The 24,197-nt window shown below is 45.8% G+C and carries 22 protein-coding genes; 15 read left to right on the top strand and 7 right to left on the bottom strand.

Going from position 1 to position 24,197, the window contains the following annotated elements:
• Positions 1–3 precede the first annotated feature (3 nt).
• From JQC93_RS08465 to dinB, 8 genes are all read left to right on the top strand, one after another.
• A complete protein-coding gene (locus JQC93_RS08465) occupies positions 4–1,248 on the top strand; it encodes an NADH:ubiquinone reductase (Na(+)-transporting) subunit B (protein WP_205157994.1) in 1,245 nt (414 codons plus the stop codon).
• Positions 1,238–2,005 (top strand): Na(+)-translocating NADH-quinone reductase subunit C, encoded by a 768-nt coding sequence (locus tag JQC93_RS08460; protein ID WP_205157993.1) that lies wholly within the window; start codon positions 1,238–1,240, stop codon positions 2,003–2,005. Before JQC93_RS08465 ends, JQC93_RS08460 begins: the two co-directional genes overlap by 11 nt.
• Entirely contained in the window at positions 2,005–2,640 is a 636-nt protein-coding gene (locus tag JQC93_RS08455) for an NADH:ubiquinone reductase (Na(+)-transporting) subunit D (protein ID WP_084886913.1), read from the top strand. Before JQC93_RS08460 ends, JQC93_RS08455 begins: the two co-directional genes overlap by 1 nt.
• Before the next feature lie 3 nt (positions 2,641–2,643).
• Positions 2,644–3,240: an NADH:ubiquinone reductase (Na(+)-transporting) subunit E gene (nqrE, locus tag JQC93_RS08450; RefSeq protein WP_084886915.1), complete on the top strand. Its 597-nt coding sequence runs from the start codon at positions 2,644–2,646 to the stop codon at positions 3,238–3,240.
• Positions 3,241–3,255: 15 nt separating this feature from the next.
• Complete coding sequence (gene nqrF, locus JQC93_RS08445) at positions 3,256–4,479, top strand: NADH:ubiquinone reductase (Na(+)-transporting) subunit F (RefSeq protein ID WP_205157992.1); 1,224 nt, start codon at positions 3,256–3,258, stop codon at positions 4,477–4,479.
• 165 nt (positions 4,480–4,644) lie between these two features.
• The gene (locus tag JQC93_RS08440; protein WP_205157991.1) at positions 4,645–5,670 is read left to right on the top strand and encodes an FAD:protein FMN transferase; all 1,026 of its coding nucleotides are present in this window, start codon (positions 4,645–4,647) and stop codon (positions 5,668–5,670) included.
• A 79-nt stretch (positions 5,671–5,749) separates the two neighbouring features.
• The gene (nqrM, locus tag JQC93_RS08435) at positions 5,750–5,983 is read left to right on the top strand and encodes a (Na+)-NQR maturation NqrM (RefSeq protein WP_084886921.1); all 234 of its coding nucleotides are present in this window, start codon (positions 5,750–5,752) and stop codon (positions 5,981–5,983) included.
• 110 nt (positions 5,984–6,093) lie between these two features.
• Positions 6,094–7,152, top strand: a complete 1,059-nt coding sequence (dinB, locus tag JQC93_RS08430) for a DNA polymerase IV (protein ID WP_205157990.1) — start codon at positions 6,094–6,096, stop codon at positions 7,150–7,152.
• A 46-nt stretch (positions 7,153–7,198) separates the two neighbouring features.
• Here the strand turns inward: dinB and JQC93_RS08425 are convergent, their stop codons facing one another.
• The 4 genes from JQC93_RS08425 to tsaA all read right to left on the bottom strand — a co-directional run bounded on the left by JQC93_RS08425 (position 7,199) and on the right by tsaA (position 10,398).
• Positions 7,199–7,390, bottom strand: a complete 192-nt coding sequence (locus JQC93_RS08425; protein WP_205157989.1) for a DUF4250 domain-containing protein — start codon at positions 7,388–7,390, stop codon at positions 7,199–7,201.
• Between the two features lie 3 nt (positions 7,391–7,393).
• Positions 7,394–7,603 carry a YaeP family protein gene (locus tag JQC93_RS08420; RefSeq protein ID WP_205157988.1) on the bottom strand — a complete coding sequence of 70 codons (210 nt, stop codon included), beginning with the start codon at positions 7,601–7,603 and terminating at the stop codon, positions 7,394–7,396.
• 275 nt (positions 7,604–7,878) lie between these two features.
• Positions 7,879–9,594, bottom strand: a complete 1,716-nt coding sequence (locus JQC93_RS08415) for a proline--tRNA ligase (RefSeq protein ID WP_205157987.1) — start codon at positions 9,592–9,594, stop codon at positions 7,879–7,881.
• 90 nt (positions 9,595–9,684) lie between these two features.
• Entirely contained in the window at positions 9,685–10,398 is a 714-nt protein-coding gene (tsaA, locus tag JQC93_RS08410; RefSeq protein ID WP_205157986.1) for a tRNA (N6-threonylcarbamoyladenosine(37)-N6)-methyltransferase TrmO, read from the bottom strand.
• Positions 10,399–10,735: 337 nt separating this feature from the next.
• Between tsaA and JQC93_RS08405 the strand changes: the two genes are divergently transcribed.
• A complete protein-coding gene (locus JQC93_RS08405) occupies positions 10,736–12,325 on the top strand; it encodes an AbgT family transporter (RefSeq protein ID WP_205157985.1) in 1,590 nt (529 codons plus the stop codon).
• A 145-nt stretch (positions 12,326–12,470) separates the two neighbouring features.
• Positions 12,471–14,018, top strand: a complete 1,548-nt coding sequence (locus JQC93_RS08400; RefSeq protein ID WP_205157984.1) for a sensor domain-containing diguanylate cyclase — start codon at positions 12,471–12,473, stop codon at positions 14,016–14,018.
• Between the two features lie 111 nt (positions 14,019–14,129).
• Here JQC93_RS08400 and JQC93_RS08395 read toward each other — a convergent pair whose 3' ends face one another.
• The 3 genes from JQC93_RS08395 to metN are packed head-to-tail and all read right to left on the bottom strand — an operon-like array spanning position 14,130 to position 16,680.
• Positions 14,130–14,939, bottom strand: a complete 810-nt coding sequence (locus JQC93_RS08395) for a MetQ/NlpA family lipoprotein (protein WP_205157983.1) — start codon at positions 14,937–14,939, stop codon at positions 14,130–14,132.
• A 39-nt stretch (positions 14,940–14,978) separates the two neighbouring features.
• The gene (locus JQC93_RS08390; protein WP_205157982.1) at positions 14,979–15,656 is read right to left on the bottom strand and encodes a methionine ABC transporter permease; all 678 of its coding nucleotides are present in this window, start codon (positions 15,654–15,656) and stop codon (positions 14,979–14,981) included.
• Positions 15,646–16,680 carry a methionine ABC transporter ATP-binding protein MetN gene (metN, locus tag JQC93_RS08385; protein WP_205157981.1) on the bottom strand — a complete coding sequence of 345 codons (1,035 nt, stop codon included), beginning with the start codon at positions 16,678–16,680 and terminating at the stop codon, positions 15,646–15,648. Before metN ends, JQC93_RS08390 begins: the two co-directional genes overlap by 11 nt.
• Positions 16,681–16,877: 197 nt before the next feature.
• On the opposite strand from metN, the gene gmhB reads away from it, so the two are divergent.
• The 5 genes from gmhB to JQC93_RS08360 all read left to right on the top strand — a co-directional run bounded on the left by gmhB (position 16,878) and on the right by JQC93_RS08360 (position 24,174).
• Positions 16,878–17,438: a D-glycero-beta-D-manno-heptose 1,7-bisphosphate 7-phosphatase gene (gmhB, locus tag JQC93_RS08380; protein ID WP_205157980.1), complete on the top strand. Its 561-nt coding sequence runs from the start codon at positions 16,878–16,880 to the stop codon at positions 17,436–17,438.
• Positions 17,439–17,561: 123 nt separating this feature from the next.
• The gene (locus tag JQC93_RS08375) at positions 17,562–18,422 is read left to right on the top strand and encodes a transporter substrate-binding domain-containing protein (RefSeq protein WP_205157979.1); all 861 of its coding nucleotides are present in this window, start codon (positions 17,562–17,564) and stop codon (positions 18,420–18,422) included.
• Complete coding sequence (locus JQC93_RS08370; RefSeq protein ID WP_205157978.1) at positions 18,422–19,897, top strand: methyl-accepting chemotaxis protein; 1,476 nt, start codon at positions 18,422–18,424, stop codon at positions 19,895–19,897. Before JQC93_RS08375 ends, JQC93_RS08370 begins: the two co-directional genes overlap by 1 nt.
• 123 nt (positions 19,898–20,020) lie before the next feature.
• Complete coding sequence (locus JQC93_RS08365; RefSeq protein ID WP_236009398.1) at positions 20,021–21,064, top strand: efflux RND transporter periplasmic adaptor subunit; 1,044 nt, start codon at positions 20,021–20,023, stop codon at positions 21,062–21,064.
• Complete coding sequence (locus JQC93_RS08360; RefSeq protein ID WP_205157977.1) at positions 21,064–24,174, top strand: multidrug efflux RND transporter permease subunit; 3,111 nt, start codon at positions 21,064–21,066, stop codon at positions 24,172–24,174. Before JQC93_RS08365 ends, JQC93_RS08360 begins: the two co-directional genes overlap by 1 nt.
• The last annotated feature ends 23 nt before the right edge of the window (positions 24,175–24,197 follow it).

The raw sequence follows: 24,197 nt of genomic DNA, 5'->3' as shown, positions 1-24,197 counted from the left end.
TTCATGGGCCTTAAAAAGTTTATTGAAGATATCGAACATCATTTTGAGCCTGGTGGGAAACACGAAAAGTGGTTTGCGCTCTACGAAGCCGCTGCGACGTTATTCTACACCCCAGGTCTTGTGACCAAACGTGGTTCACACGTACGTGATAGTGTCGATTTAAAGCGCATCATGATCATGGTGTGGTTTGCTGTATTTCCAGCGATGTTCTGGGGTATGTACAACGCCGGTAACCAAGCGCTTATCGCGCTAAACCATCTGCACTCAGCGGCTGAATTGACCGCTATCGTAGATGGAAACTGGCACTACTGGTTAACCGAGTTATTAGGTGGCACCGTCGGCGCAGAAGCCGGGTGGGGCACCGCTATGATTCTCGGTGCAACCTACTTCCTTCCTATCTATATCACTGTCTTTGCAGTGGGCGGATTTTGGGAAGTGCTTTTCTGTATGGTACGTAAGCACGAAGTGAACGAAGGCTTCTTTGTTACTTCTATTCTGTTTGCATTGATTGTTCCGCCAACGCTTCCTTTGTGGCAAGCCGCTTTAGGTATCACCTTCGGTGTGGTTGTCGCCAAAGAAATCTTTGGTGGTACAGGGCGTAACTTCCTAAACCCGGCTCTTGCAGGCCGTGCGTTCTTGTTCTTTGCGTATCCAGCGCAAATTTCAGGTGATGTAGTTTGGGTTGCGGCAGACGGATTCTCTGGTGCTACGGCGTTGAGTCAGTGGGCTCAAGGTGGCGCAGGTGCTCTCGTTCATAACGTAACTGGCGAAACCATTACTTGGATGGACGCGTTTATCGGTAACATCCCAGGTTCTATTGGTGAAGTATCGACTCTGGCGCTCATTCTTGGTGCTGCGCTGATCGTTTACATGGGCATAGCGTCTTGGCGCATTATTGCTGGTGTAATGATTGGCATGGTGGTGACCTCGTTCTTGTTCAACATTATTGGTTCAGACACTAACGCCCTATTTGCAATGCCTTGGCATTGGCACTTAGTTCTAGGTGGATTTGCATTCGGTATGTTCTTTATGGCAACCGACCCTGTTTCGGCTTCGTTTACTAATAAAGGTAAATGGTGGTACGGCGCATTGATTGGTGCAATGTGTGTCATGATCCGTGTGGCAAACCCTGCGTACCCTGAGGGTATGATGCTAGCGATTCTATTCGCGAACCTATTTGCCCCAATCTTTGACCATGTTGTTATCGAAAAGAACATCAAACGGAGGTTGTCACGTTATGGCAAGTAATAACGACAGCATCAAAAAGACCCTTTTTGTTGTTATCGCCCTTAGCCTAGTCTGTTCGATCATCGTATCGGTTGCAGCTGTGAGCTTGCGTGATAAGCAAAAAGCCAACGCATTGTTGGATAAGCAGTCGAAAATCATTGACGTTTCTGGCGTAGAAGCCGAAGGCACTGTCGCTGAGCTTTATGCGCAATACATTGAACCTCGCTTGGTTGATTTTGACACTGGTGAGTTTGTTGATGAAGATGCAGAAAGCTACGACCAACGCGCCGCAGCAAAAGATGCGTCTCAAAGCACTAAACTAGAGAGTGATCAAGACAACGCCAAGATCCTACGTCGCGCTAATACGGGTGTTGTGTATCTGGTGAAAGAGAACGATCAAATCTCTAAAGTGATCCTTCCTGTTCATGGCAACGGCCTTTGGTCAATGATGTACGCGTTTGTTGCGGTTGAAACCGACGGCAACACTATTGCGGGTATTACCTACTACGAACAAGGTGAAACTCCAGGATTGGGTGGTGAAGTTGAAAACCCAACTTGGCGTGCACAATTTGAAGGCAAGCAATTGTTTGATGACAACTTTGAGCCTGCACTTAAAGTCGTAAAAGGTGGCGCACAACAAGGCGACATTCACGGTGTGGATGGTCTGTCTGGTGCAACCCTAACGGCAAACGGTGTTCAAGGCACATTTGACTTTTGGATGGGCGACATGGGCTTTGGTCCTTTCCTAGCCAAAGTTCGTGATGGAGGTCTGAACTAATGTCAGCAGGTGCAAAAGAACTCAAAAAGAGCGTAATGGCGCCAATCTTGGACAATAACCCAATCGCCTTGCAGGTACTGGGTGTCTGTTCAGCACTGGCCGTTACGACTAAGCTTGAAACTGCGTTTGTTATGACTCTAGCCGTTGTCTTTGTAACAGCATTGTCTAACTTATTCGTTTCTCTGATCCGTAATCACATTCCTAACAGTGTGCGTATCATTGTCCAAATGGCAATTATTGCATCGCTAGTAATCGTGGTTGACCAAGTGCTTAAAGCCTACTTGTACGACATCTCTAAGCAGTTGTCGGTATTCGTTGGCCTTATCATTACCAACTGTATCGTAATGGGCCGTGCAGAAGCCTTCGCGATGAAGTCTAAGCCACTGCCTTCTTTTATCGATGGTATTGGCAACGGTTTGGGTTACGGTTTCGTTCTATTAACTGTCGCATTCTTCCGTGAGCTTATCGGCTCAGGCAAGCTATTTGGCTTGGAAGTGCTACCTCTAGTGAGCAATGGCGGTTGGTATCAGCCAAACGGCCTGTTCCTACTAGCACCTTCTGCGTTCTTCCTAATCGGCTTCATGATTTGGGTGATCCGTATTCTGCGTCCAGAACAGATCGAAGCGAAGGAGTAATCGATGGAACATTATTTAAGCCTACTTGTTAAGTCGATCTTCATCGAAAACTTAGCATTATCATTCTTCTTGGGAATGTGTACTTTCTTGGCCGTTTCCAAGAAAGTGAAAACGTCGTTTGGTTTGGGCGTTGCGGTTGTTGTGGTACTGACTGTTGCAGTACCGGTAAACAACCTGCTTTATAACCTAATTTTGAAAGAGAATGCTCTGGTCTCAGGTGTTGATCTAAGCTTCCTTAACTTCATCACCTTTATCGGTGTAATCGCAGCGCTAGTACAGATTTTGGAAATGGTGTTAGACCGCTTTTTCCCACCGTTGTACAACGCACTGGGCATATTCTTACCGTTGATCACAGTTAACTGTGCAATCTTTGGTGGTGTATCGTTCATGGTTCAGCGTGATTACAACTTTGCGGAATCTGTCGTATACGGCTTTGGTTCAGGTGTGGGTTGGTTGCTTGCTATTGTGGCATTGGCCGGTCTACGTGAGAAAATGAAGTACTCTGATGTGCCTCCAGGTCTTCGTGGTTTAGGTATTACCTTTATCACTGTTGGCTTGATGGCTCTTGGCTTCATGTCATTCTCTGGTGTTCAACTGTAAGGTAAGGAAGAATCAATGGACATTATTCTAGGTGTAGTGATGTTTACACTGATTGTTCTAGCGTTGGTTTTGGTGATTTTGTTCGCCAAATCGAAGCTAGTGCCAACAGGTGACATCAGTATTGCAGTTAATGGCGATCCAGAACTTGCGATCACCACACAACCGGGCGGCAAGTTATTGACTGCGCTAGCCGGTGCGGGCGTATTTGTATCGTCTGCGTGTGGTGGCGGTGGTTCTTGTGGCCAGTGTAAAGTGAAAGTGAAATCAGGCGGTGGTGATATTCTCCCTACCGAACTTGATCATATCTCTAAAGGTGAAGCTCGCGAAGGCGAACGTCTAGCCTGTCAGGTAGCAATGAAAACCGACATGGAAATCGAGCTTCCAGAAGAGATCTTCGGCGTTAAAAAGTGGGAATGTGAAGTTATCTCTAACGATAACAAAGCGACCTTCATCAAAGAGCTTAAGCTGCGTATTCCAGATGGCGAATCGGTTCCGTTTCGTGCCGGCGGTTACATTCAGATCGAAGCACCTGCTCACCACGTGAAATATTCGGAATTTGACGTTCCTGAAGAGTATCGTGAAGATTGGGACCGCTTCAATCTGTTCCGATACGAGTCTAAAGTTGACGAAGAAACCATTCGTGCTTATTCAATGGCAAACTACCCTGAGGAAGAGGGTATTATTATGCTTAACGTGCGTATCGCTACGCCGCCGCCTAATAATCCTGATGTGCCACCAGGTATCATGTCTTCGTTTATCTGGTCACTGAAAGAAGGTGATAAGTGTACGATTTCAGGTCCATTTGGAGAGTTCTTCGCTAAAGAAACTGACGCAGAAATGGTATTTGTTGGTGGTGGTGCCGGTATGGCTCCAATGCGCTCACACATCTTTGATCAGCTTAAGCGACTAAACTCTTCACGCAAGATGTCGTTCTGGTACGGTGCACGTTCTCGTCGCGAAATGTTCTATGTAGAGGACTTTGATGGTCTTCAAGCAGAAAACGAAAACTTCGTATGGCACTGTGCGCTTTCAGATCCGATGCCAGAAGATAATTGGGATGGTTACACAGGCTTCATCCATAACGTTCTTTATGAAAACTACTTGAAAGATCATGAAGCACCAGAGGATTGTGAGTACTACATGTGTGGTCCACCAATGATGAACTCTGCGGTGATTGGAATGCTTAAAGACCTCGGTGTTGAGGACGAAAACATTCTACTTGATGACTTTGGCGGTTAATCCTACCTAAGCTTCACTGCAAAATGGCTGGCTCTGTTGAGTCAGCCATTTTAATTTTACACACACTGATTTTTCTTATTCGTCATTGCCCGATATTTTCTGAGCCGCTATTTGCTGTGAAAGAATGTCCGCAATCACGAGGTCTTTTTTATAAGGAGAGACGTAATGGGTCGAGGTTTATTACAAAAACTGGTTTTGGGGGTGGCGACGCTACTGCTTTTGGCTGGTTGTGATAATGGTCCTAAACAAGAAGTACTGTCGGGTCCTACAATGGGCACCAGTTACAACATTAAATATTTGGTTGAGGGTGACGTTGCCTCCCCGAGTGAGCTTCAGCAGCAGATTGATGACTTACTGGTACAGCTGAATGCACAGATGTCGACTTATAAAAAAGACTCAGAGCTGAGCCTGTTTAACCGTTCTCGTAGCCTAAAGCCATTTGCTGTTTCTGCGGAAACCGCGCTTGTGGTTAACGAAGCGATTCGTTTAAATCAGCTAACCGATGGTGCTCTTGATGTCACCGTAGGCCCACTTGTTAATTTGTGGGGCTTTGGCCCTGAAGCGCGCCCAGACAAACGCCCAACCGAGGCTGAGCTTGCCGAGCGTCGCGAGATTGTTGGTATTGACTATCTAGACGTACAAAGCAGCTATTTGGTGAAGAAAATTCCAGAGCTATACGTCGACTTATCGACGATAGCTAAGGGTTGGGGTGTCGACGTCGTTGCTAACTTCCTAGAGTCGGAAGGCATCCACAACTACATGGTCGAGATTGGTGGAGAACTTCGATTAAAAGGGGTGAATGCCGAGTTAAATCCATGGAGAATTGCGATAGAGAAGCCGACAGCCATTGGTGATCGACAAGCACAACTTATCGTTCAACCCGGTGATACGGCTATGGCCACGTCGGGTGATTATCGTAACTATTTTGAAGAAGATGGGGTTCGCTATTCACACATTATCGATCCAACGACTGGCAAGCCAATTAACAACAAGGTTGTGTCTGTCACGGTTCTTCACTCTTCTGCAATGACCGCCGATGGCCTAGCGACAGGCTTGATGGTTATGGGTGATGTCGACGGGATCAATATGGCCAATGAGCAAGGCATCGCCGTATTAATGGTGGTTAAGACGCAAGACGGGTATAAGCAGATTCATACCGACGCATTTGCTCCTTACTTGCCAAAGAGCTAACGACTGTAATAAGCTAACAACGCTTACCCGCCAGCGAATAACCGTGCTTGGTGTGGAAGCCAGAATTAAGAGAGAAACTATGACCACATTTCTATTAGCCTTTGGCGCATTCATGCTAGTGATTCTACTGATGTCAGTCGGATACATTTTTCAGAAGAAAGTTGTAAAAGGCAGTTGCGGCGGGTTAGGCGCTGTGGGCATAGATAAAGTCTGTAATTGCCCAGAGCCTTGTGATGCTCGTAAAAAGCGAGAGGCGCGAGAAGCTGTGAGAGCCGCGAAACTGGCGCAGTGGGAAAAAGAGAAAATTCTTTAAACCTCCACAAATAAGTAATCCAAGATCCAGCGGATCACCCAAAAAAGGTGATCCGTTTGTTTTTTTGGGTCATAATACTGTATTAATAACCAGTGACCCGACCTTTGACTATGAGTGAAGCTCTCAGAAAAATCATTCATATTGATATGGATTGCTTTTACGCAGCCGTTGAGATGCGTGATAACCCTAAGTTGCGTGGCAAACCTATTGCTGTGGGCGGTCGTGAGCGTCAACGTGGGGTCATTGCGACCTGTAATTATGAGGCTCGCGCGTATGGTGTGCGTTCTGCGATGGCGACCGCACAGGCGGTAAAATTGTGCCCTCAACTGGTTGTGGTGCCTGGCCGAATGGATGTGTATAAGTCGGTCTCTAAACAGATTCGCAAAATATTCGAAGAGTACACGTCACTGATCGAACCTCTATCGTTAGATGAGGCGTTTCTCGATGTCAGCGATTCAACCCACTGCCGTGGATCAGCCACTTTAATGGCTGCTGAGATCCGTCAAAAAATTTATGACACAACAGGGCTTACAGCCTCGGCTGGGATTGCACCATTAAAGTTTCTTGCCAAAATAGCCTCAGATGAAAACAAACCCAACGGTCAATGCGTCATTGCACCCGCCGACGCTCAAGAATTTATTGATCAACTCGATCTCAAAAAAATACCCGGTGTAGGGAAGGTAGGGATCACTAAACTGAATGCGGCCGGTTTGTACACCTGTTTAGACGTTCGACAAAGTGATTTTAGACAGCTGCTGACTCGATTTGGTCGTCTAGGGGCCTCGCTGTGGCGAAAGAGCCACGGCATCGATAATCGAGGTGTAGTGACTGAGCGTGAACGAAAATCAGTCGGTGTTGAGCGTACGTTGAGTCAGAATATTTCTAGCTATGACGAGTGTTGGTCACTGATTGAAGACAAGCTGTTCCCAGAGCTAAAAGGTCGCCTTGAGAAAACGGAGCGCGAGATCATTAAGCAGGGCATCAAGCTAAAGTTTGACGATTTTCAATTGACCACTATTGAACATGGGCATCAAACGTTAGAGCTGAGCGACTACAAAAGCTTACTAAGACAAGTGTTGGAGCGCCAAAAAGGGCGAGAAATACGTTTAATTGGATTGCACGTCACGTTGAAGCCGTTGGCACAAGCTCAGCAATTATCGCTTTTGTAGTTGATTGTTTGGTTTCTTTTACGAGTAGCGTTTTAGGAATGTACCTTTACCTAAACTGTCCAACCTCAGGTAGATATTCAAAACCGCCTTTGGCTAGCTTCTTTTCAAGCTCATCGCGACTGATATCATAAAACGCGACAAACTGATCAAGTTGACCGCCGAAATCATCGCGCAACTTCATGTTGATTATACTCATCAACATCACAACATCCATGCTTTCAAATTTAGCCAAATCCATTATCTAGACCTTATCGTCAAAGTCAGAAATAAACAGGTTAGCGGCTGCGAATGCGGCTTTTTCGCGAACGGCAATCGGTAAGCTGTCGTCGCTGGCAATATCATTAAGTGATTTTAGTGCGCAGGTAATGGCTTGTGGAACATAGGCTTGGTCACCACTGCCTATTTGAGCGTAGAGTTCGCGGATGAGGTCGCAACAGTCGTAGATTCTCATAAAGAGTTCCTTAGTGTTTGTCTAAAAAATGGATTTAATACCAACCAAAGCAATTAACAGGTCATTTTTGCTTGTTAAAATAGCTAATAGCGGCGTTAAAGATTTTGTAGGTAGAACAACTATCTACGGTAATCTTTGCCTTGCTCTTAGCGATTTTTCCGGCGTAATTTTCTGACCAGTTAATTACTTCGATTGGTATAACGTAAAAGATTGAGCCATTAAAAAAGGCCAGATTCGAGTGCTCGAAGCTGACCTTTTTGGTCAATCATTCTGCGTTACGCAAATTGCGCTTGCAGATGCTCAACAATTTGTTCCATCGCGATTGGTGTTTTGTCACCAGTACGACGGTTCTTGTATTCGAAGTTACCTTCTTTCATCGAGCGATCGCCAATAACGACAGTATGTGGAATACCGACAAGCTCGATATCGGAGAACATCACCCCAGGACGCTCTTTACGATCGTCAAACAGTACTTCAATACCCGCTGCCGTTAAGTCTGCGTATAGCTTTTCGGCTGCCGCTTTGACTTCTTCAGACTTGTGCATGTTCATAGGGACGATAGCCACCTGGAATGGTGCAATCGCTTCTGGCCAAATCACGCCGAACTTGTCGTGGTTTTGCTCGATGGCAGAAGCCACTACACGTGATACACCGATGCCGTAACAACCCATTTCTAAGATGGTGTTTTTACCGTCTGGACCGAGTACGCCACAGTTCATTTTTTCAGAATAGTTTTTACCAAGCTGGAAAATATGACCTACTTCGATACCACGTTTAAGCGCGATAGTACCTTGACCACATGGGCTTGGTTCGCCTTCAACAACGTTACGTAGATCTTCTACCTGACCGAGTTCAACGTCGCGACCCCAGTTAATGCCGAAGTAGTGTTTGTCATCAACATTAGCGCCGGCACCAAAGTCACTCATTTTAGCGACTGTGCGGTCAACAATGAACGGAAGCTTAAGGCCAACAGGACCCAGTGAGCCTGGACCTGCACCGATTAGCGCGCGGATCTCATCTTCTGTCGCCATCTCAAGTGGAGAAGCAACTTCTTTTAGGTTTTCTGCTTTTACTTCGTTCAGTTCGTGATCGCCACGAATGATCAATGCGATAATCTCAGCATCAACCTCGTCTGAAGCTTTTACAAACAACGTTTTTACGGTTTTCTCAACAGGCAGCTCAAACTGCTCCACCAACTCAGCAATAGTTTTGGCATTAGGTGTATCCACCAAAGTCATCTCAACCGTCGGCGCGGCCATCTCTCCAGTAGGAGCTAGAGCTTCTGCTTTTTCGATGTTAGCGGCATAGTCCGACTCGGTAGAGAAGGCAATAAGGTCTTCACCACTTTCTGCTAGTACATGGAACTCATGTGAGCCACTACCACCGATTGCGCCTGTATCAGCGAGCACTGGGCGGTAATCTAGACCCATACGGTCAAAGGCTTTACAGTAAGCTGCGTGCATCGCATCGTAAGACTTTTGCAGGCCGTCTTTGTCGATGTCAAAGCTGTAAGCGTCCATCATGCTAAATTCGCGAGCGCGCATTACGCCAAAGCGCGGGCGACGTTCGTCACGGAACTTAGTTTGAATTTGGTACAGATTAAGGGGCAACTGTTTGTATGAGTTCACTTCGTTGCGAACAAGGCTTGTGATCACTTCTTCAGCTGTTGGACTCAGTACAAACGGACGATGATGACGGTCAGATAGGCGAAGCAGTTCGGCGCCCATTTTTTCGCTGCGACCGGTTTCTTCCCAGAGCTCAAAGGGTTGGACCACCGGCATTAAGGTCTCTACGGCACCTGCATTGTTAATTTCTTCGCGAACAATGTTTTCTACTTTACGTAGAACACGTAAACCGGTGGGAAGCCATGTGTACAGTCCCGAAGCCAGTTTACGAATCATGCCTGCGCGTAGCATAAGCTGGTGGCTTATTACTTCCGCGTCATTAGGCGTCTCCTTTAGGGTAGAAAGAAGATAGTTACTGGTGCGCATTTATCTCATCCGTCAGTTAATTATACGTTAATAGTTTGCAGTCCGAATACCAATGCATCGGGCCACAAAGTTAGCCGCCTATAATAGCAGTCAATCCTTGCTGGCTAAAGGGGTAATTGAGGTGACAATGACCTGTTGCTCATGCACTTTAAATTGGACGTTGAGATGAAACAAATGCACACCGTAGTCATTGTTGTCGTCGGCATTTTTTTTATAGGCGGGTCTTGGGTCTTGAGCGAGCACTTCACGAATGACTTGTCTCTGGTGCTGGCCATCGGGTTGCTGGTCTAGGGCTTTGCGTGCTTCAGAGCTAAACTCGACCTTCAATACGTCGGGCTCAGACTCCGCATAGCCACCTTTTGCATTGTCTACGCTGTCTGCGTAAGGCAAATAGGGTTTGATATCGATAACTGGCGTGCCATTCACCAAATCAACACCAGATAAAATGAGACTAACTTGTCCCTTGGATTCTGATATGCCAGTGAGTTCGACCAACGACATTCCTATATGGTTGGGACGAAACGTGGCACGAGAGGCAAACACTCCGATTTTTTGATTCCCCCCTAAACGAGGAGGCCTTACTCTAGGCTTCCACCCTTTGTCGATATTTTGATCAAACATAAATAGCAGCCAAATATGACTGAACTGGGTGAGCCCTTCGACGGCGAATGGGGTATTTGCTTCGCCGAGTAAATGAAGCTTTGCTTTGGCACTTGGGACCAAGGAGGGTTGCCTAGGAACAGCAAACTTTTCTTGGTAAGGAGAGTCGATAATGCCAATTGGCTCGACAGTAAATTGGCTCATGTTACGCCTATTTTTGCGTTGGATAGTGACATTATCGCCGATTTTCGACCAAAGAAAAGCCATTATTAACGTCAAATTTAGATTCAAAATAATGATCTAGATCACGCTTTACTTGGAAGTTTGTTTGTTTTGTAAATTAGATAAAAAACCATAAAAATACAGTTTATTCATTGGGTTGTGCTTGGCAGTTTGTTGCTGGTAAGTGTTGTCTGGTTGCAATTTGTACAGCGGTGTTGATAAGAATTTATTTTTATACCTTTTCTTTATGGGGGTGGGCGCTATTCTTTGCAGCCTTCTGCACTAAGACAGAATGGATAATTATAAATAGGAGGAAGTGATGAATTCATCATCTTCGCAAACACAACAAGCACCAAAAAAGCCTCTATTTACACGCTTTCTCGATGGCGTGGAATACTTAGGTAACTTACTGCCACACCCAATCACACTTTTCGCAATCTTCTGTGTGGCTATACTCGTCCTATCCGGTATTGCTGGATATTTTGACGTTGCTGTGATCGACCCGCGTCCAGAAGGAGCTCCAGGTCGTTCAGCAGATGGCATGATCGAAGTCGTTAGCTTACTTAACGCAGATGGCCTTAGATTAATCGTAACTAACCTAGTGACTAACTTCACCGGCTTTGCTCCTCTGGGTACAGTACTCGTCGCAATGCTAGGTGTAGCGATTGCAGAACACTCAGGTATGTTATCTGCCGCAATGCGTGGCATGGTTATGGGCGCGTCACAACGCATGGTTACTGTTGTGGTAGTGTTTGCAGGTATTATCTCTAATACGGCTTCAGAGCTTGGCTACGTGGTATTAATTCCACTTGCAGCGATGCTCTTCCATTCTTTAGGCCGTCACCCTCTAGCAGGTTTAGCGGCAGCGTTTGCTGGTGTATCGGGTGGATACTCAGCTAACCTACTGATTGGTACTGTTGATCCACTGCTTTCTGGCATTACAGAAACCGCAGCACAGATGATTGACCCTACCTATACCGTTGGCCCAGAGGCGAACTGGTACTTTATGTTCATCTCCACATTCTTTATCTCGTTTATGGGCGCATTCGTAACCGAGAAAATCGTTGAGCCTAAATTGGGCAAATACAATGATGAAGAAGCTGCAGAAGATTTGTCTCAAGATACTATGGGTTCACTCACTGCTATCGAGAAGAAAGGTCTGAAAATGGCCGGTATCGCGGTACTGGCAGTCAGTGTATTGCTCGCGCTTACCATCGTTCCAGAAAATGGCGTACTACGTCACCCAGAAACCGGACTGGTTGCAGGCTCTCCTTTCCTTAGAAGTATTGTCGCGTTCATTTTTGTGTTCTTTGCAATTCCTGGCTTTGTCTACGGCAAGGTAACGGGCTCAATGAAGACAGACCGTGATGTGATTGATGCAATGGCAAAATCAATGTCTTCGATGGGACTGTACATTGTTCTTGTATTCTTCGCGGCTCAATTTGTTGCCTTCTTTAGCTGGAGTAACTTTGGACAAGTATTTGCGGTAGCCGGTGCAGATTTCATTCAGTCTATTGGTCTTACTGGCCCAGCACTGTTCTTCGCGTTCATCTTAATGTGTGGCTTTATCAACCTGATGATTGGTTCAGCGTCCGCACAATGGGCTGTTACTGCTCCTATATTTGTTCCAATGTTAATGTTAGTGGGTTACGCACCTGAAACAATCCAAGCGGCTTACCGTATTGGTGACTCAACCACAAACATTATTACGCCGATGATGAGTTACTTTGGACTGATTCTTGCGGTTGCAACGCGTTATATGAAAAATCTAGGTATAGGTACATTGATTGCAACCATGTTGCCGTACTCAATCTGTTTCCTAGTCGGTTGGAGTATCCTTTTCTACCTATGGGTATTTGTGTTTGGTATGCCAGTAGGTCCAGGTTCAGCGACGTTCTACACGCCATAACCCTAAACTGATGAATTAACTCGAAATTAAACGCGGCTTTGCCGCGTTTTTTTCGTTTATAATGGGGGGCGTAAAGCGGTCGATGTGATACTCTGACAAAATATCTGCTTAATAATTCGACTAAATACAATAACTAGCTGAAAAAATGAATAACAACGTCCGAAAACGCGTCCACTTTTTGTTGCTGCTGATTACTTTTGTACTCGGTTCTCTCTACTATCAAGTGGAACACAAATTACTGACTCAATCAGCACTCATTTCCCTAAACAGCCGTACGGACATAGTAAACCGTTATTTAAACTTGTTGAGTGTGAGCGAAGAGAGCGTTCGTAGTACCGCCGAATATGCGTTTGCTCGTCGCTACTGGGTTAGCCGGTTGACGGAGTTCGATTCACTGCTTAAGCCTTATCCGTCGTTAGGTATAAAAGGGATCGCTTTTTCTGAGCTCACTAATGGTGCCGAAGTTGAAATACAAGGATCGCTCAGTGCCTTTACTGATGTAGAGCTAGATCACCCCGACACTCTGAGTGAACTTAAAGTCATTCTAAGCCTTAACCCACAACTCGAGACCATTATTAGCGATCCTTTGGTCAATCAAGTGTACTACTTGTCGGCGAAACATTTTTTCTATGTGCTACCAGAGCTTCCATTTGAGTCCTATAGAATCAAGCCTCAAATGTATGAAAGTCACTTCTGGACTCAAGCATTGCCAGAAAATAACCCCAAAAGAGATACCTTCGTATCACCGGTTTATCGTGAAGAGGTGTCAGGGACCACCATGGTGACGTATGTTAACCCGCTTGATGATCTCGAAGATTTTGCAGGTGTGATTGCGTATGACATAGACACCCAAAACTTACTTTCGCTAGTGGCCGAACCCTTGAACGTCGGTCAAAGTTATCTTTTGGATGCGACTGGGCAAGTCGTTGACGTCAATGATGTTATGCAACCCTTCTCGGAAGTATCACAATCCGCGATTAGTAATACTCACAAGGCGTTTGACGTAAACTCGAGCGGGTATTTTTATGCAACGCCATTGATTGAAGACACCAAGCACCAGCAATTAGTTTTTGTACACAAGATCTCTCATAGACAACTTAACCTCTTAGCCATGAAGAGCTCAGTTAAGTTTTGGTTAGTGTTACTCGGTCTGTATGTACTGACGGTAACGGCACTGCGAAAGCACGCTACAGCCCAAGCAAGTCAGCGTCTAATGATGATCGATCCACTGACTGGAGTGCTTAATAGACGTGGCTTTGAAAACCAAATACGTCCATCGTTAGATAAAGCACAGCATGACGGTGATAACTACGCGGTCTTGTTGGTAGATATTGACCACTTTAAGAGGATCAACGATGAGTATGGGCACGACGTTGGTGATGAAATCTTAAAACTGGTCGCACTGCAGTTGCAAGGCAGTTTGCGTGGTGATTGCGAGCTTGCACGCTGGGGTGGTGAGGAGTTTATCGTGTTCGTACCTCATGTAGATGGCGCGCTGGTAGAGAAAATTGGGCAGAGACTTAGGAAAGCTGTGTCTACCCATCAAGATAGTCATACTTCGCATATCGTCTCGGTGAGCGTAGGGGGGAGCATAGGAATGCAAGCCAATGATCTTGAAGGGTGCATCAAGCGAGCAGATACAGCGCTATATAAGGCAAAGCAGCAGGGGCGTGACCAAGTTGTTGTGGTTTAGTCTCGAGGCAATATCGCAATAATAATGCTGAGGGTTGTTTCGGTTTAACGCAAAAAAAAGGCTGACAATGTCAGCCTTTTTACTACAAGTCGTTTTAAGTAATACTGGCTGTTACCAACCTTTTACTACGCCACCTTGGAAGATTTCTGACGCTGCGTTGTACACTTCATCAGACTGGTATGCTTTTACGAAATTTTGTACATTTTCTGCATTCAAGTTTTCTTCGCGCGACACAATAAGGTTCACATAAGGTGAATCTTTGTCTTCAACAAAAATTCCGTCTTTTTGTGGCGTTAGGTTGATTGAACTGGCGTATGTCGTGTTAATGATCGACAGTGCAACATCGTCTAACGAACGAGGCAATTGAGCCGCATCAAGCTCGACAATTTCGATGTTTTTAGGATTATCTTCAATGTCGCGCACTGTAGCGAGTAGACCTGCACCTTGTTTAAGGGTGATAAGGCCTTGCTGCTCAAGAAGAAGCAGTGAGCGACCAAGGTTCGTTGGATCATTTGGAACCGCAATGCGATCGCCTTCATCAATGTCGTCTACGCTGTCGACTTCTTTTGAGTAACCTGCGATTGGGTAAACAAAGCTATTACCAGCAATAGCAAGTTTATATCCGCGATCCGCAACTTGCTGATCTAGATAAGGCTTATGTTGAAAGGCATTGATGTCCACAGAGCCATCATCTAGCGCTGCATTTGGCGTTACGTAATCGGTGAATGTAACCAGTTCAACGTCAAGATCGTATCGTTCTTTTGCAATTTTCGCTGCGACTTCCGCCACTTGAGCTTCAGCTCCTGCCATCACACCGACTTTGATTTTTGACATATCTTCTGCTTGATCACCACAACCTGAAAGCAGCAGTGCTGAGGTTGCTGCAACTGCAGCCAAAAGGGTTTTTGGACTAAATTTCATAACTATCTCCGTATAATTTTAATTATTAACTTACCAATATTAACGATGATCCACGCGGCGAACTAACGCGTCACCAATCGACTGGATCACTTGAACTAAAACAATCAGCATAACGACTGTCACTGCCATAATCACTACATCGTAACGGTGAAATCCGTAACGTATTGCGACATCACCAAGACCGCCACCACCGACTGTCCCCGCCATTGCGGAATAACTCACTAGGGTCACTAGGGTAATGGTGACTGAGTTTAGAATGGTTGGCAGAGCTTCAGGCAGCAGAACCTTGCGAATAATTTGATATGGTGTCGCACCCATAGATTGTGCGGCTTCAACAAGCCCACTTGGGACTTCTAATAATGCCCCTTCAATCAAGCGAGCGACAAAAGGAATAGCGCCAATTGTTAGTGGAACAATGGCTGCTGTTGTGCCGATAAAGGTGCCAATCAAAAGCTTGGTAAAAGGAATAATAGCGACCATTAACACCAAGAACGGCACAGAACGACCAATATTTACGATGGCGCCAAGTACTTTATTTAGACGCGCATTCTCCAGTAGTCCACCCTGTTTTGTAGTGTGTAATATCACCCCAAGTGGTATGCCTACCGCAAAGCCGACTAGACCCGATACACCCACCATGTACAAGGTTTCCCAAGTAGCTTTAAGCAATAAATTGCCATTTTGGCTTAACCATTCACTTAAAATTTCAAAGGACATAGCCAAGTACCTCTACTTTTACTTTATGTTGTTCTAGAAACGCGATAGCAGCTTGATCGTCTGATTCAGAGCCGAATAGCTCAGCGACCATCATGCCGAACTTAACGCCACCCGCGTAGTCAAGATCCGAACTTAGAATGGAAATATCAATATTAAACTGGCGTGCCATCTGGCTGATGAGTGGTGCATCCACAGTATCACCGGTAAATTCTAAGCGAACCAATGGATGGCTTCCGGCTACGCGTTGCTGTTGCAGCTTTGCTTGGTAATCCTCTGGAATTGAGAGATCCAATGTAGACCGGATAAACTGATGTGCTAAGTCTGTCTTAGGGTGAGCGAAAATCTCACCGACACTGCCTTTCTCAACCAATTCTCCATCACCAATGATGGCCACTTGGTGGCAAATGTTTTTTACCACATCCATTTCGTGGGTGATCAGCAAAATGGTGATGTTGAGTTTTCGATTGATCTCTTTTAGTAGTGCCAGTATTGATTGAGTGGTTGCTGGATCCAGTGCGCTGGTGGCTTCGTCACACAATAATACTTTAGGATCCGATGACAGAGCGCGGGCAATGGCTACACGTTGCTTTTGCCCACCACTAAGATTTGATGGGTACACGTTGTGTTTATCTTCCAACCCAACGAGTTTAAGTAGCTGCTGGACCTTCTCTGAGATACGCTCATTTGCGACTCCTGCCAATTCGAGCGGCAAAGCGATGTTTTCAAACACGGTCCGAGACGACAGCAAATTGAAGTGCTGGAAAATCATGCCGATGTTTTGACGTGCTTGGCTTAGTTGCGATTTGCTTAATGCCGTCAAGTCGACGCCATCAACAATAACAGAGCCTTGTGTGGGAGCTTCCAAAAGGTTAACACAGCGAATGAGCGTGCTCTTGCCTGCTCCCGATGCGCCAATAACACCAAAGATTTGCCCTGCAGGAATGTGCAGATCTATCTCTTTTAGGGCGTGTATCGGAGTTTGACCTTGGTAAAAGGTTTTATTTACGTTGTTTAATTCGATCATCGCACTGCCTAACCAGTAGAATATGTTGAGCAATCTCTCAATATGTAGTGGATGCTAGGGTGTAATGTGATCTAAGTCAATAGATATTTTTACGTCTAGACGTCTAAACGTTCGCGGCGTCATTTGTCATTGGTTTCCCACCATAAAGCATGCGATAATTTTCCAATCAAATAGTTTCCAAGAGCAATGTCATTCCTATGAGTAAATCTAGGCTACAACCCGCTGTGTTTTTAGATCGCGATGGTGTCATTAATGTCGATACTGGTTATGTGCACGATGAGCACGACTTCGAGTTTATCGATGGTGTGTTTGAGTCGGCCAAAGCGTTAAAAGAACGTGGTTACCTTATTGTGGTCGTCACCAATCAATCTGGCATTGCTAGAGGGTATTTCACCGAAGACCGATTTTTATCGCTTACTCAGTGGATGGATTGGAACTTTGAAGATAACGGTGTTGAATTAGACGGGATTTACTATTGTCCTCATCATGCCGAAAAAGGCGTGGGCGACTACAAGATAGAGTGCGATTGCCGCAAACCTAAGCCTGGAATGTTCCACTCAGCACAGCAATTTTTAAATATTGATTTAGAAAAGTCAGTGATGGTGGGTGATAAGGCTGACGATATGCGCGCAGCAGAGGCTGCCGGAATCGGTACCAAAATTTTGGTCCGAACTGGGAAAGCGGTCACTGAGGAAGGTGAGGCGCTTGCGGATGTGGTTTTGGATAGCATCGGCAATGTGGCTGATTACTTGAGCTAATTAGTGTAGCTAAATAAATTATTGAGAGCCGGACATGAGTGTCCGGCTTTTTTTATAGAAAACTTTTGCATTTTGTTACATTCCCACTATTATACGGAACGCTATGCGTTAACAGGGGGTGGCATGAAAACTAGACTAATGCTTGCGGCGTTGTGTACTACTATAATTGGGCTCAATGCGCACGCGAAAACATTGAATGTTCCTGGTGGTCCAGCTGATCAAAAGCTGGCTATTGAGGTGATTAAGGAAGTGGTTGCTCGAAGTGACCGCTATGACAGTTATACACACATCTATGCTGAAACAGGTGAACCCGCCTCGACCAAGGTTTTGGCTGACTTACAGCAAGGTGACCTAGATATTGTCTGGTTTGGCACGACCAGTCGCTACGAACAAGATATGGAAGCGGTTTATTTTCCTATATACCGAGGATTACTTGGGATGCGTATTGCCATTATAAATCGCGACGACGCAAACCAATTTGCCGGCATTAACACCTTTTCACAGTTTAAATCTTTTATTCCATGCCAAGGCAAAACCTGGTCCGATACGTTTATCTTAGAAGCGAATGGCCTAAAGGTCGCTAAAAGTCTTAAGTACCCTAACTTGTTCCCAATGCTTGATGCGGAGCGATGTGATTATTTCCCGCGAGGCGTATTTGAACCATTTAGCGAAGTTCAAAATTACACTCAGTACGACTTTATGGTTGATGAGCATGTGATGCTTCGCTATCGCATGCCGTATTACCTGTTTGTAAGAAAAGGCAATACGGATCTTGCTAATCACCTTACGTCAATTATCGAAGATATGTTTGAAGATGGCACCTACAACGAACTATTTTTTGCCGATCCAGAGGTTAGCACCTCATTACCTCTCGCAAACCTTGCAGAACGTACCGTCCTAGATTTGGACAACCCAGATCTTTCTCCCCGTAGCAGAGCGATCGATAGCTCTATATGGTTTGATCCATTGAAAGGAAAACAATAATGAAATCAATTAATTCTAAATTCTTATCCATTATTGCAGTACTCATTGTTTGTGTGGGGTTTTTGGCTGGTGGGTTTGATTATTATCTGTCATCCACTAAATTAAACGAGCAGTTTACTCATGATAAAGCAGTGGTTGAGCAGCAAATGGAGACGGTTTTTGGCGAACCTGTTTTTGTGTTCGACATACCTATGATTGAAGCGATTGTTGATTCGTTTGCAAACGACGAGATGATTGCTGCGATCACCGTTCAAGATCATCGAGGCAAGGTGCTTGCGGATAAAACGACCAATCGCAACCAAGACGTCTCGTCTGTAATTGAGTTGCAGTGGGACGGTAAAAGTATCGGCTCGGTGAATGTTTTGTATTCCCGGCAAATGATCGTACAGGCAATGAGCGATAACCTAACATCGGTTGTTGTATCAATGCTGGTTCTTATGGCAGCGATTGGTGCTATGACGACTCTCGTTGTCCGATATGTAGTGACTGCACCGCTGAATGAGCTTAATGGTGTTCTTTCTGATATTGCTCAAGGAGGCGGTGACTTAACTGCGCGTATCCCGGTGAAAACGAAAGACGAGATAGGGCAACTGGCGACCAACTTTAATAGCTTTATCGATACGGTACAGGAGATTATTTCGGATGTTGCCAACGCATCAAATAAACTGGAAGAAGTGTCTGAACAAGTACGTATTATCAAAGACAAAACCATTGCCAGTACTGAGTCACAGTCACAGCTGACCGATACATCAGTGGAGAATATGCGTCAGCTTGATATTGCGACTAAAGAAATAGCCAATAATACTGAATCTACTGTAGCGATCACTCATAAAGCTGTTGGGGTGTCTACAGAGTCTCGCGGGTCCATAAACAACAACATCGCCAATATCAGCTCTCTGGTCGAAAACTTGGAGCAGACAGCAGGTGAAGTGTCGTCGTTAAAACAGGCCAGTGATAATATTGGTAGCGTTTTGGATGTGATTAAAGGGATTGCAGAACAAACTAACCTTCTTGCTTTGAATGCGGCTATTGAAGCAGCGCGAGCTGGGGAGTCGGGTCGAGGATTCGCGGTTGTTGCCGACGAGGTTCGTGCGTTGGCTAGCAAGACGCATGAGTCTACGACTGAAATTGAAAGCATCATTGAAGAGCTTCAAGCGCAAGCGGAAGCGTCTTATCAATCGACACAATCGAGTAAAAGTAAAGTGGCGGATACGATTGAGTCGGCTCAAGCGACCAGTCATTCGCTTGATGAAATCACTGACGAAATGAATGCGATTAATGACATGATCCACCTGATCGCAAGTGCAACTGAGGAGCAAGCTAACGTGACTCAGACGGTGAACTCGGATATGGAACAGTTAAATAGCAGCGCGGTCAATCTAACCTCGGACAGCAGGCAGTTAGAAGAGGCGACCGACAATCTGTTAGCGGTCGGCCAACAGATGGTGAGTCAGATCCGACGATTCAAATACTAAAAAAGTACTAAGAGAAAGTACGAAAGTGTAAAATTTTATTAGCGAGGGGGTCTGCTCCTCGCTTTTTAGTTGGAAGTCTCTATATTGATCGCACGTTCCCTCGTTCGATAAAAATGCCACTTGATGACTTCTACCTATTTGTTTAAACCGCGTGTATTGCATCGCAGCTTACAAGTGTTTGCGCTGCTTTTTAGCGTTTTTAGTATAACTGCGCAAGCAAACAGTGTTGCTGCGACAGTGTCTCCAGTAGAGCAATACGACGTCACTCAATCGCTTAACCTCGTGGGTAAACTCGCTGCTAGTCGCTCTGTAGATATCACCTCTGAAGTCACCGCGAAAGTAGAAAATATTTCGGTCAGTTCTAACCAACATGTGGTTGCGGGACAGCCTTTGATTGTGCTTTCCGATGATAAAGCCACGGCGTCTTTGCAAGAAGCGACCGCCTATTTGCTGAATGAAAAACGCAAGCTTTCTGAGTATGAACGCTTGTTCAGTCGCGGTGCGATAACTCAAACTGAAATCGAAGCTCAAAAAGCCAACGTCGATATTGCGATTGCGCGTCAGTCGGCTGCAAAGGCAAATTTGCGCGACCATCAGCTAAACGCCCCTTTCTCTGGTCATATTGGTTTGGTTGATTTAAACCCAGGAGAATTTATCAGTGTAGGACAGCCACTTTTGACGCTGGATGACATGAGCGAAATGGAGTTGGATCTGTTGATACCTGAACGCTACCTGTCACAACTCGTGGTTGGCATGGGGGTCGATGTTCAAGTTCAGGCATGGGGCAACGAAAGATTTGTTGGTACCGTGGATGCCGTCGATACACGAGTGAACCCAGAAACACTGAACATTAAAGCACGGGTTAAAATGTCTAATGCAGACAACAAACTGAAGCCAGGCATGTTAAGCGCAGCCACATTAACCTTCGCCCCTGAACCTGTCGCCATCATCTCAGTACAAGCACTTGAGTACTCTGGCACCAAGCGTTTCGTGTATCGAGTGGTAGATGGCAAGGCACAGCGAACCGAGGTCAAAGTCGGTGCGCGAGTGGACAATCGTGTGGTTATAGAGAGCGGCATAGAAATCGGCGAAACCATTGTCGTTCAAGGGCTGGTTAACATGCGAGATGGCGTTGCCATTAAAGAAGTTGCTGCGGAGTCTCCCTAGTGTTGTTATCGGATATCTCAATTAAGCGTCCAGTGGCAGCCGTCGTGCTTTCACTGTTGCTGTGTGTATTTGGCTTTGTGTCATTCAGTAAATTGTCGGTTCGGGAAATGCCCAATATCGATAGCCCCGTGGTTTCAATAAACACGCGATACGATGGCGCATCGGCAACCATTATTGAAAGCCAAATTACCACCGTCCTCGAGGAACAATTGTCGGGCATCAGTGGTATTGACGAGATCAGTTCGACGACTCGAAATGGGTTCTCGCAAATCACCATCACCTTTGAGCTTTCCTACGATCTCAATACGGGCATCAGTGATGTGCGAGATGCCGTGGCTCGAGCGATGAGAGCGCTACCTGATGAGGCGGATGATCCTATTGTGTATAAAAACAATGGATCAGGGCAGGCGTCTTGGTACGTGAATTTAAGCTCAACGGTTCTCGATAGACAACAACTAACCGATTATGCGGACCGAGTCTTATTAGATAGATTGAGTTTGATCTCAGGTGTAAGCTCGGTGAATGTGTCTGGGGCGTTATATCAAGTGATGTACGTGCGCCTTAAGCCAGTGTTAATGGCGGGTCTTGGGGTGACCGTGTCCGATATCAGTGACGCTTTGCGACGCGAAAATGTAGAAGCGCCAGGCGGCGTGGTACGAAATGATGTGACCACTATGTCTGTTCGAACCGCGCGTACCTATCAAACTGCTGAAGACTTTCAATACTTGGTCGTAAAAACAGCATCAGATGGTTCTCCGTTATACCTTAAGGATGTGGCGGATGTGCATGTAGGGTCTAAGAACGAAAACTCTATGTTTCGCAGTGATGGCGTGGTGAACGTTGGATTAGGGATAGTGCCTCAGTCTGACGCTAACCCAGTGGAAGTTGCTAAACTGGTGCATAAAGAAGTCGATGATATTCAGCAGTTTTTGCCTGAAGGAACCCGTTTTCAAATTGATTATGACACCACCATATTCATCGAGCGCTCCATTGAAGAAGTGTACAGCACGCTGTTTATCACTGGCGGGTTAGTAATTTTGGTGTTGTATATATTTATTGGTCAGGCTCGCGCCACGCTGATCCCTGCGATAACGGTACCTGTGTCATTAATATCGTCCTTTATTGCGGCTTACTATTTTGGCTTTAGTATCAACTTGATCACTTTAATGGCCCTAATACTTGCCATTGGGCTGGTGGTGGATGATGCCATTGTGGTGGTTGAGAATATTTTCTCCCACCTAGAAAAAGGCGAAACGCCTTTGGTCGCCGCTTTTAAAGGGACGCGAGAAGTGGGGTTTGCGGTTATAGCGACCACGTTGGTGCTCGTCATGGTGTTCTTACCGATTTCGTTCATGGATGGCATGGTCGGCTTGCTGTTTACCGAGTTTTCGGTGTTGTTGTCTATGGCAGTGATCTTTTCTTCACTGATTGCTTTGACTCTGACCCCAGTATTAGGCAGTAAGCTGCTGAAAGCGAAATCAGCCCCTAATCGCTTTACCCAAGCGGTGAATCATCTGTTTTCCATCATCGAAAACGGATACAAAGCGTTTTTGAGAAAAATCATCCCCCTTAAATGGTTAGCGCCGCTGATTATTTTACTCAGTGGTGGCGGTGCCTATGTATTGTTTGGCCAAGTGCCAAGCCAATTGGCCCCATCGGAAGATAGGGGCGTGATCTTTGCCTTTGTCCGAGGTGCAGATGCCACCAGTTACGACCGAATGTCGACTAACATGGATATTGTCGAAAATCGCTTGATGCCTCTACTTGGGCAGGGATTTTTGAAATCTTTCAGTGTGGAAAGTCCAGCGTTTGGCGGCTCAGCGGGCGACCAAACAGGCTTTGTAGTGATGATCCTCGAGGATTGGAACGACCGTGATATTAGCGCTCAACAGGCTCTGGTGGAGGTGCGCAAAGCACTCGCAGATATAACGGATGTTCGAGTGTTTCCTTTCACACCAGGCTTTCGAGGCGGATCGAGCGAGCCAGTGCAGTTTGTGTTAGGGGGAGCGGATTACGACGAGTTGCAACAGCATGCTGAAAAACTAAAGTTAATCGCAGAAGACTCTGAGTTTATGTATGGCGCAGAAATCAATTACTCTGAAAAAACCCCAGAGTTGGTGGTGAGCGTCGATAGGCAGCGAGCGGCAGAGCTAGGTATTTCGGTGCGTGAAATTTCAACCACCTTAGAAGTAATGCTTGGGGGAAAAACCGAAACCACCTACGTTGAACGTGGCGAAGAGTATGATATTTACCTGCGAGGTGATGAGGCCAACTTTAATAGTGCAACAGACCTTAGTCAGATTTACATGCGCACCTCCTCGGGCGATTTGGTGACACTGGACACCATCACTCAGGTGGATGAAGTGGCGTCATCCATTCGTTTGGCGCACTACAATAAAATGAAGTCTATTACCTTAAGCGCCAACCTTACCGATGGTGCGACATTAGGTGAGGCGTTGGATTTTCTTGACCAGCAAGCATTGGAACACTTACCTAGAGATATTGCGATCAGTTATTCTGGGGAGTCTAAAGACTTCAAAGAAAACCAATCCAGTATCGCTGTTGTGTTTGCTTTAGCGTTGTTGGTGGCTTACCTCGTATTGGCTGCCCAATTTGAGAGCTTTATCAACCCCTTAATCGTCATGTTTACCGTACCGTTAGGCATCGTTGGTGGATTGATAGGGCTGGTTGTCATGGGGCAGGGGCTGAATTTATACAGTCAGATTGGCATGATCATGCTCATCGGCATGGTCACTAAAAATGGCATATTGATTGTAGAGTTTGCCAACCAATTGCGTGATCAAGGACTGAGCTTTGACAATGCTATTGTCGAAGCGGCGGCTCGTCGACTGCGTCCTATCATGATGACGGCCTTCACGACTTTGGCTGGGGCAATTCCATTGATTCTATCCACTGGCGCGGGTTATGAAAGTCGAGTCTCTGTAGGTACGGTGATCTTTTTTGGAATGGCTATTGCGACCGTTATCACGCTAAGTGTTATTCCCGCCATGTATGCTTTAATGGCACGTTCGACACGTTCGCCAGGTCATGTTGAGAAACAACTTAAAGATCAACTCGCTAGTGAAGTTGTGAGTCGCACAACACACTAATTGAATAGGCAGCATCGTAATGG

Source organism: Vibrio ulleungensis, assembly GCF_016900875.1.
GTDB classification, from domain to species: Bacteria; Pseudomonadota; Gammaproteobacteria; order Enterobacterales; family Vibrionaceae; genus Vibrio; species Vibrio ulleungensis.
Note: the sequence above shows the minus strand (reverse complement) of the source record. Positions and strands in the feature narration are given on the sequence as shown.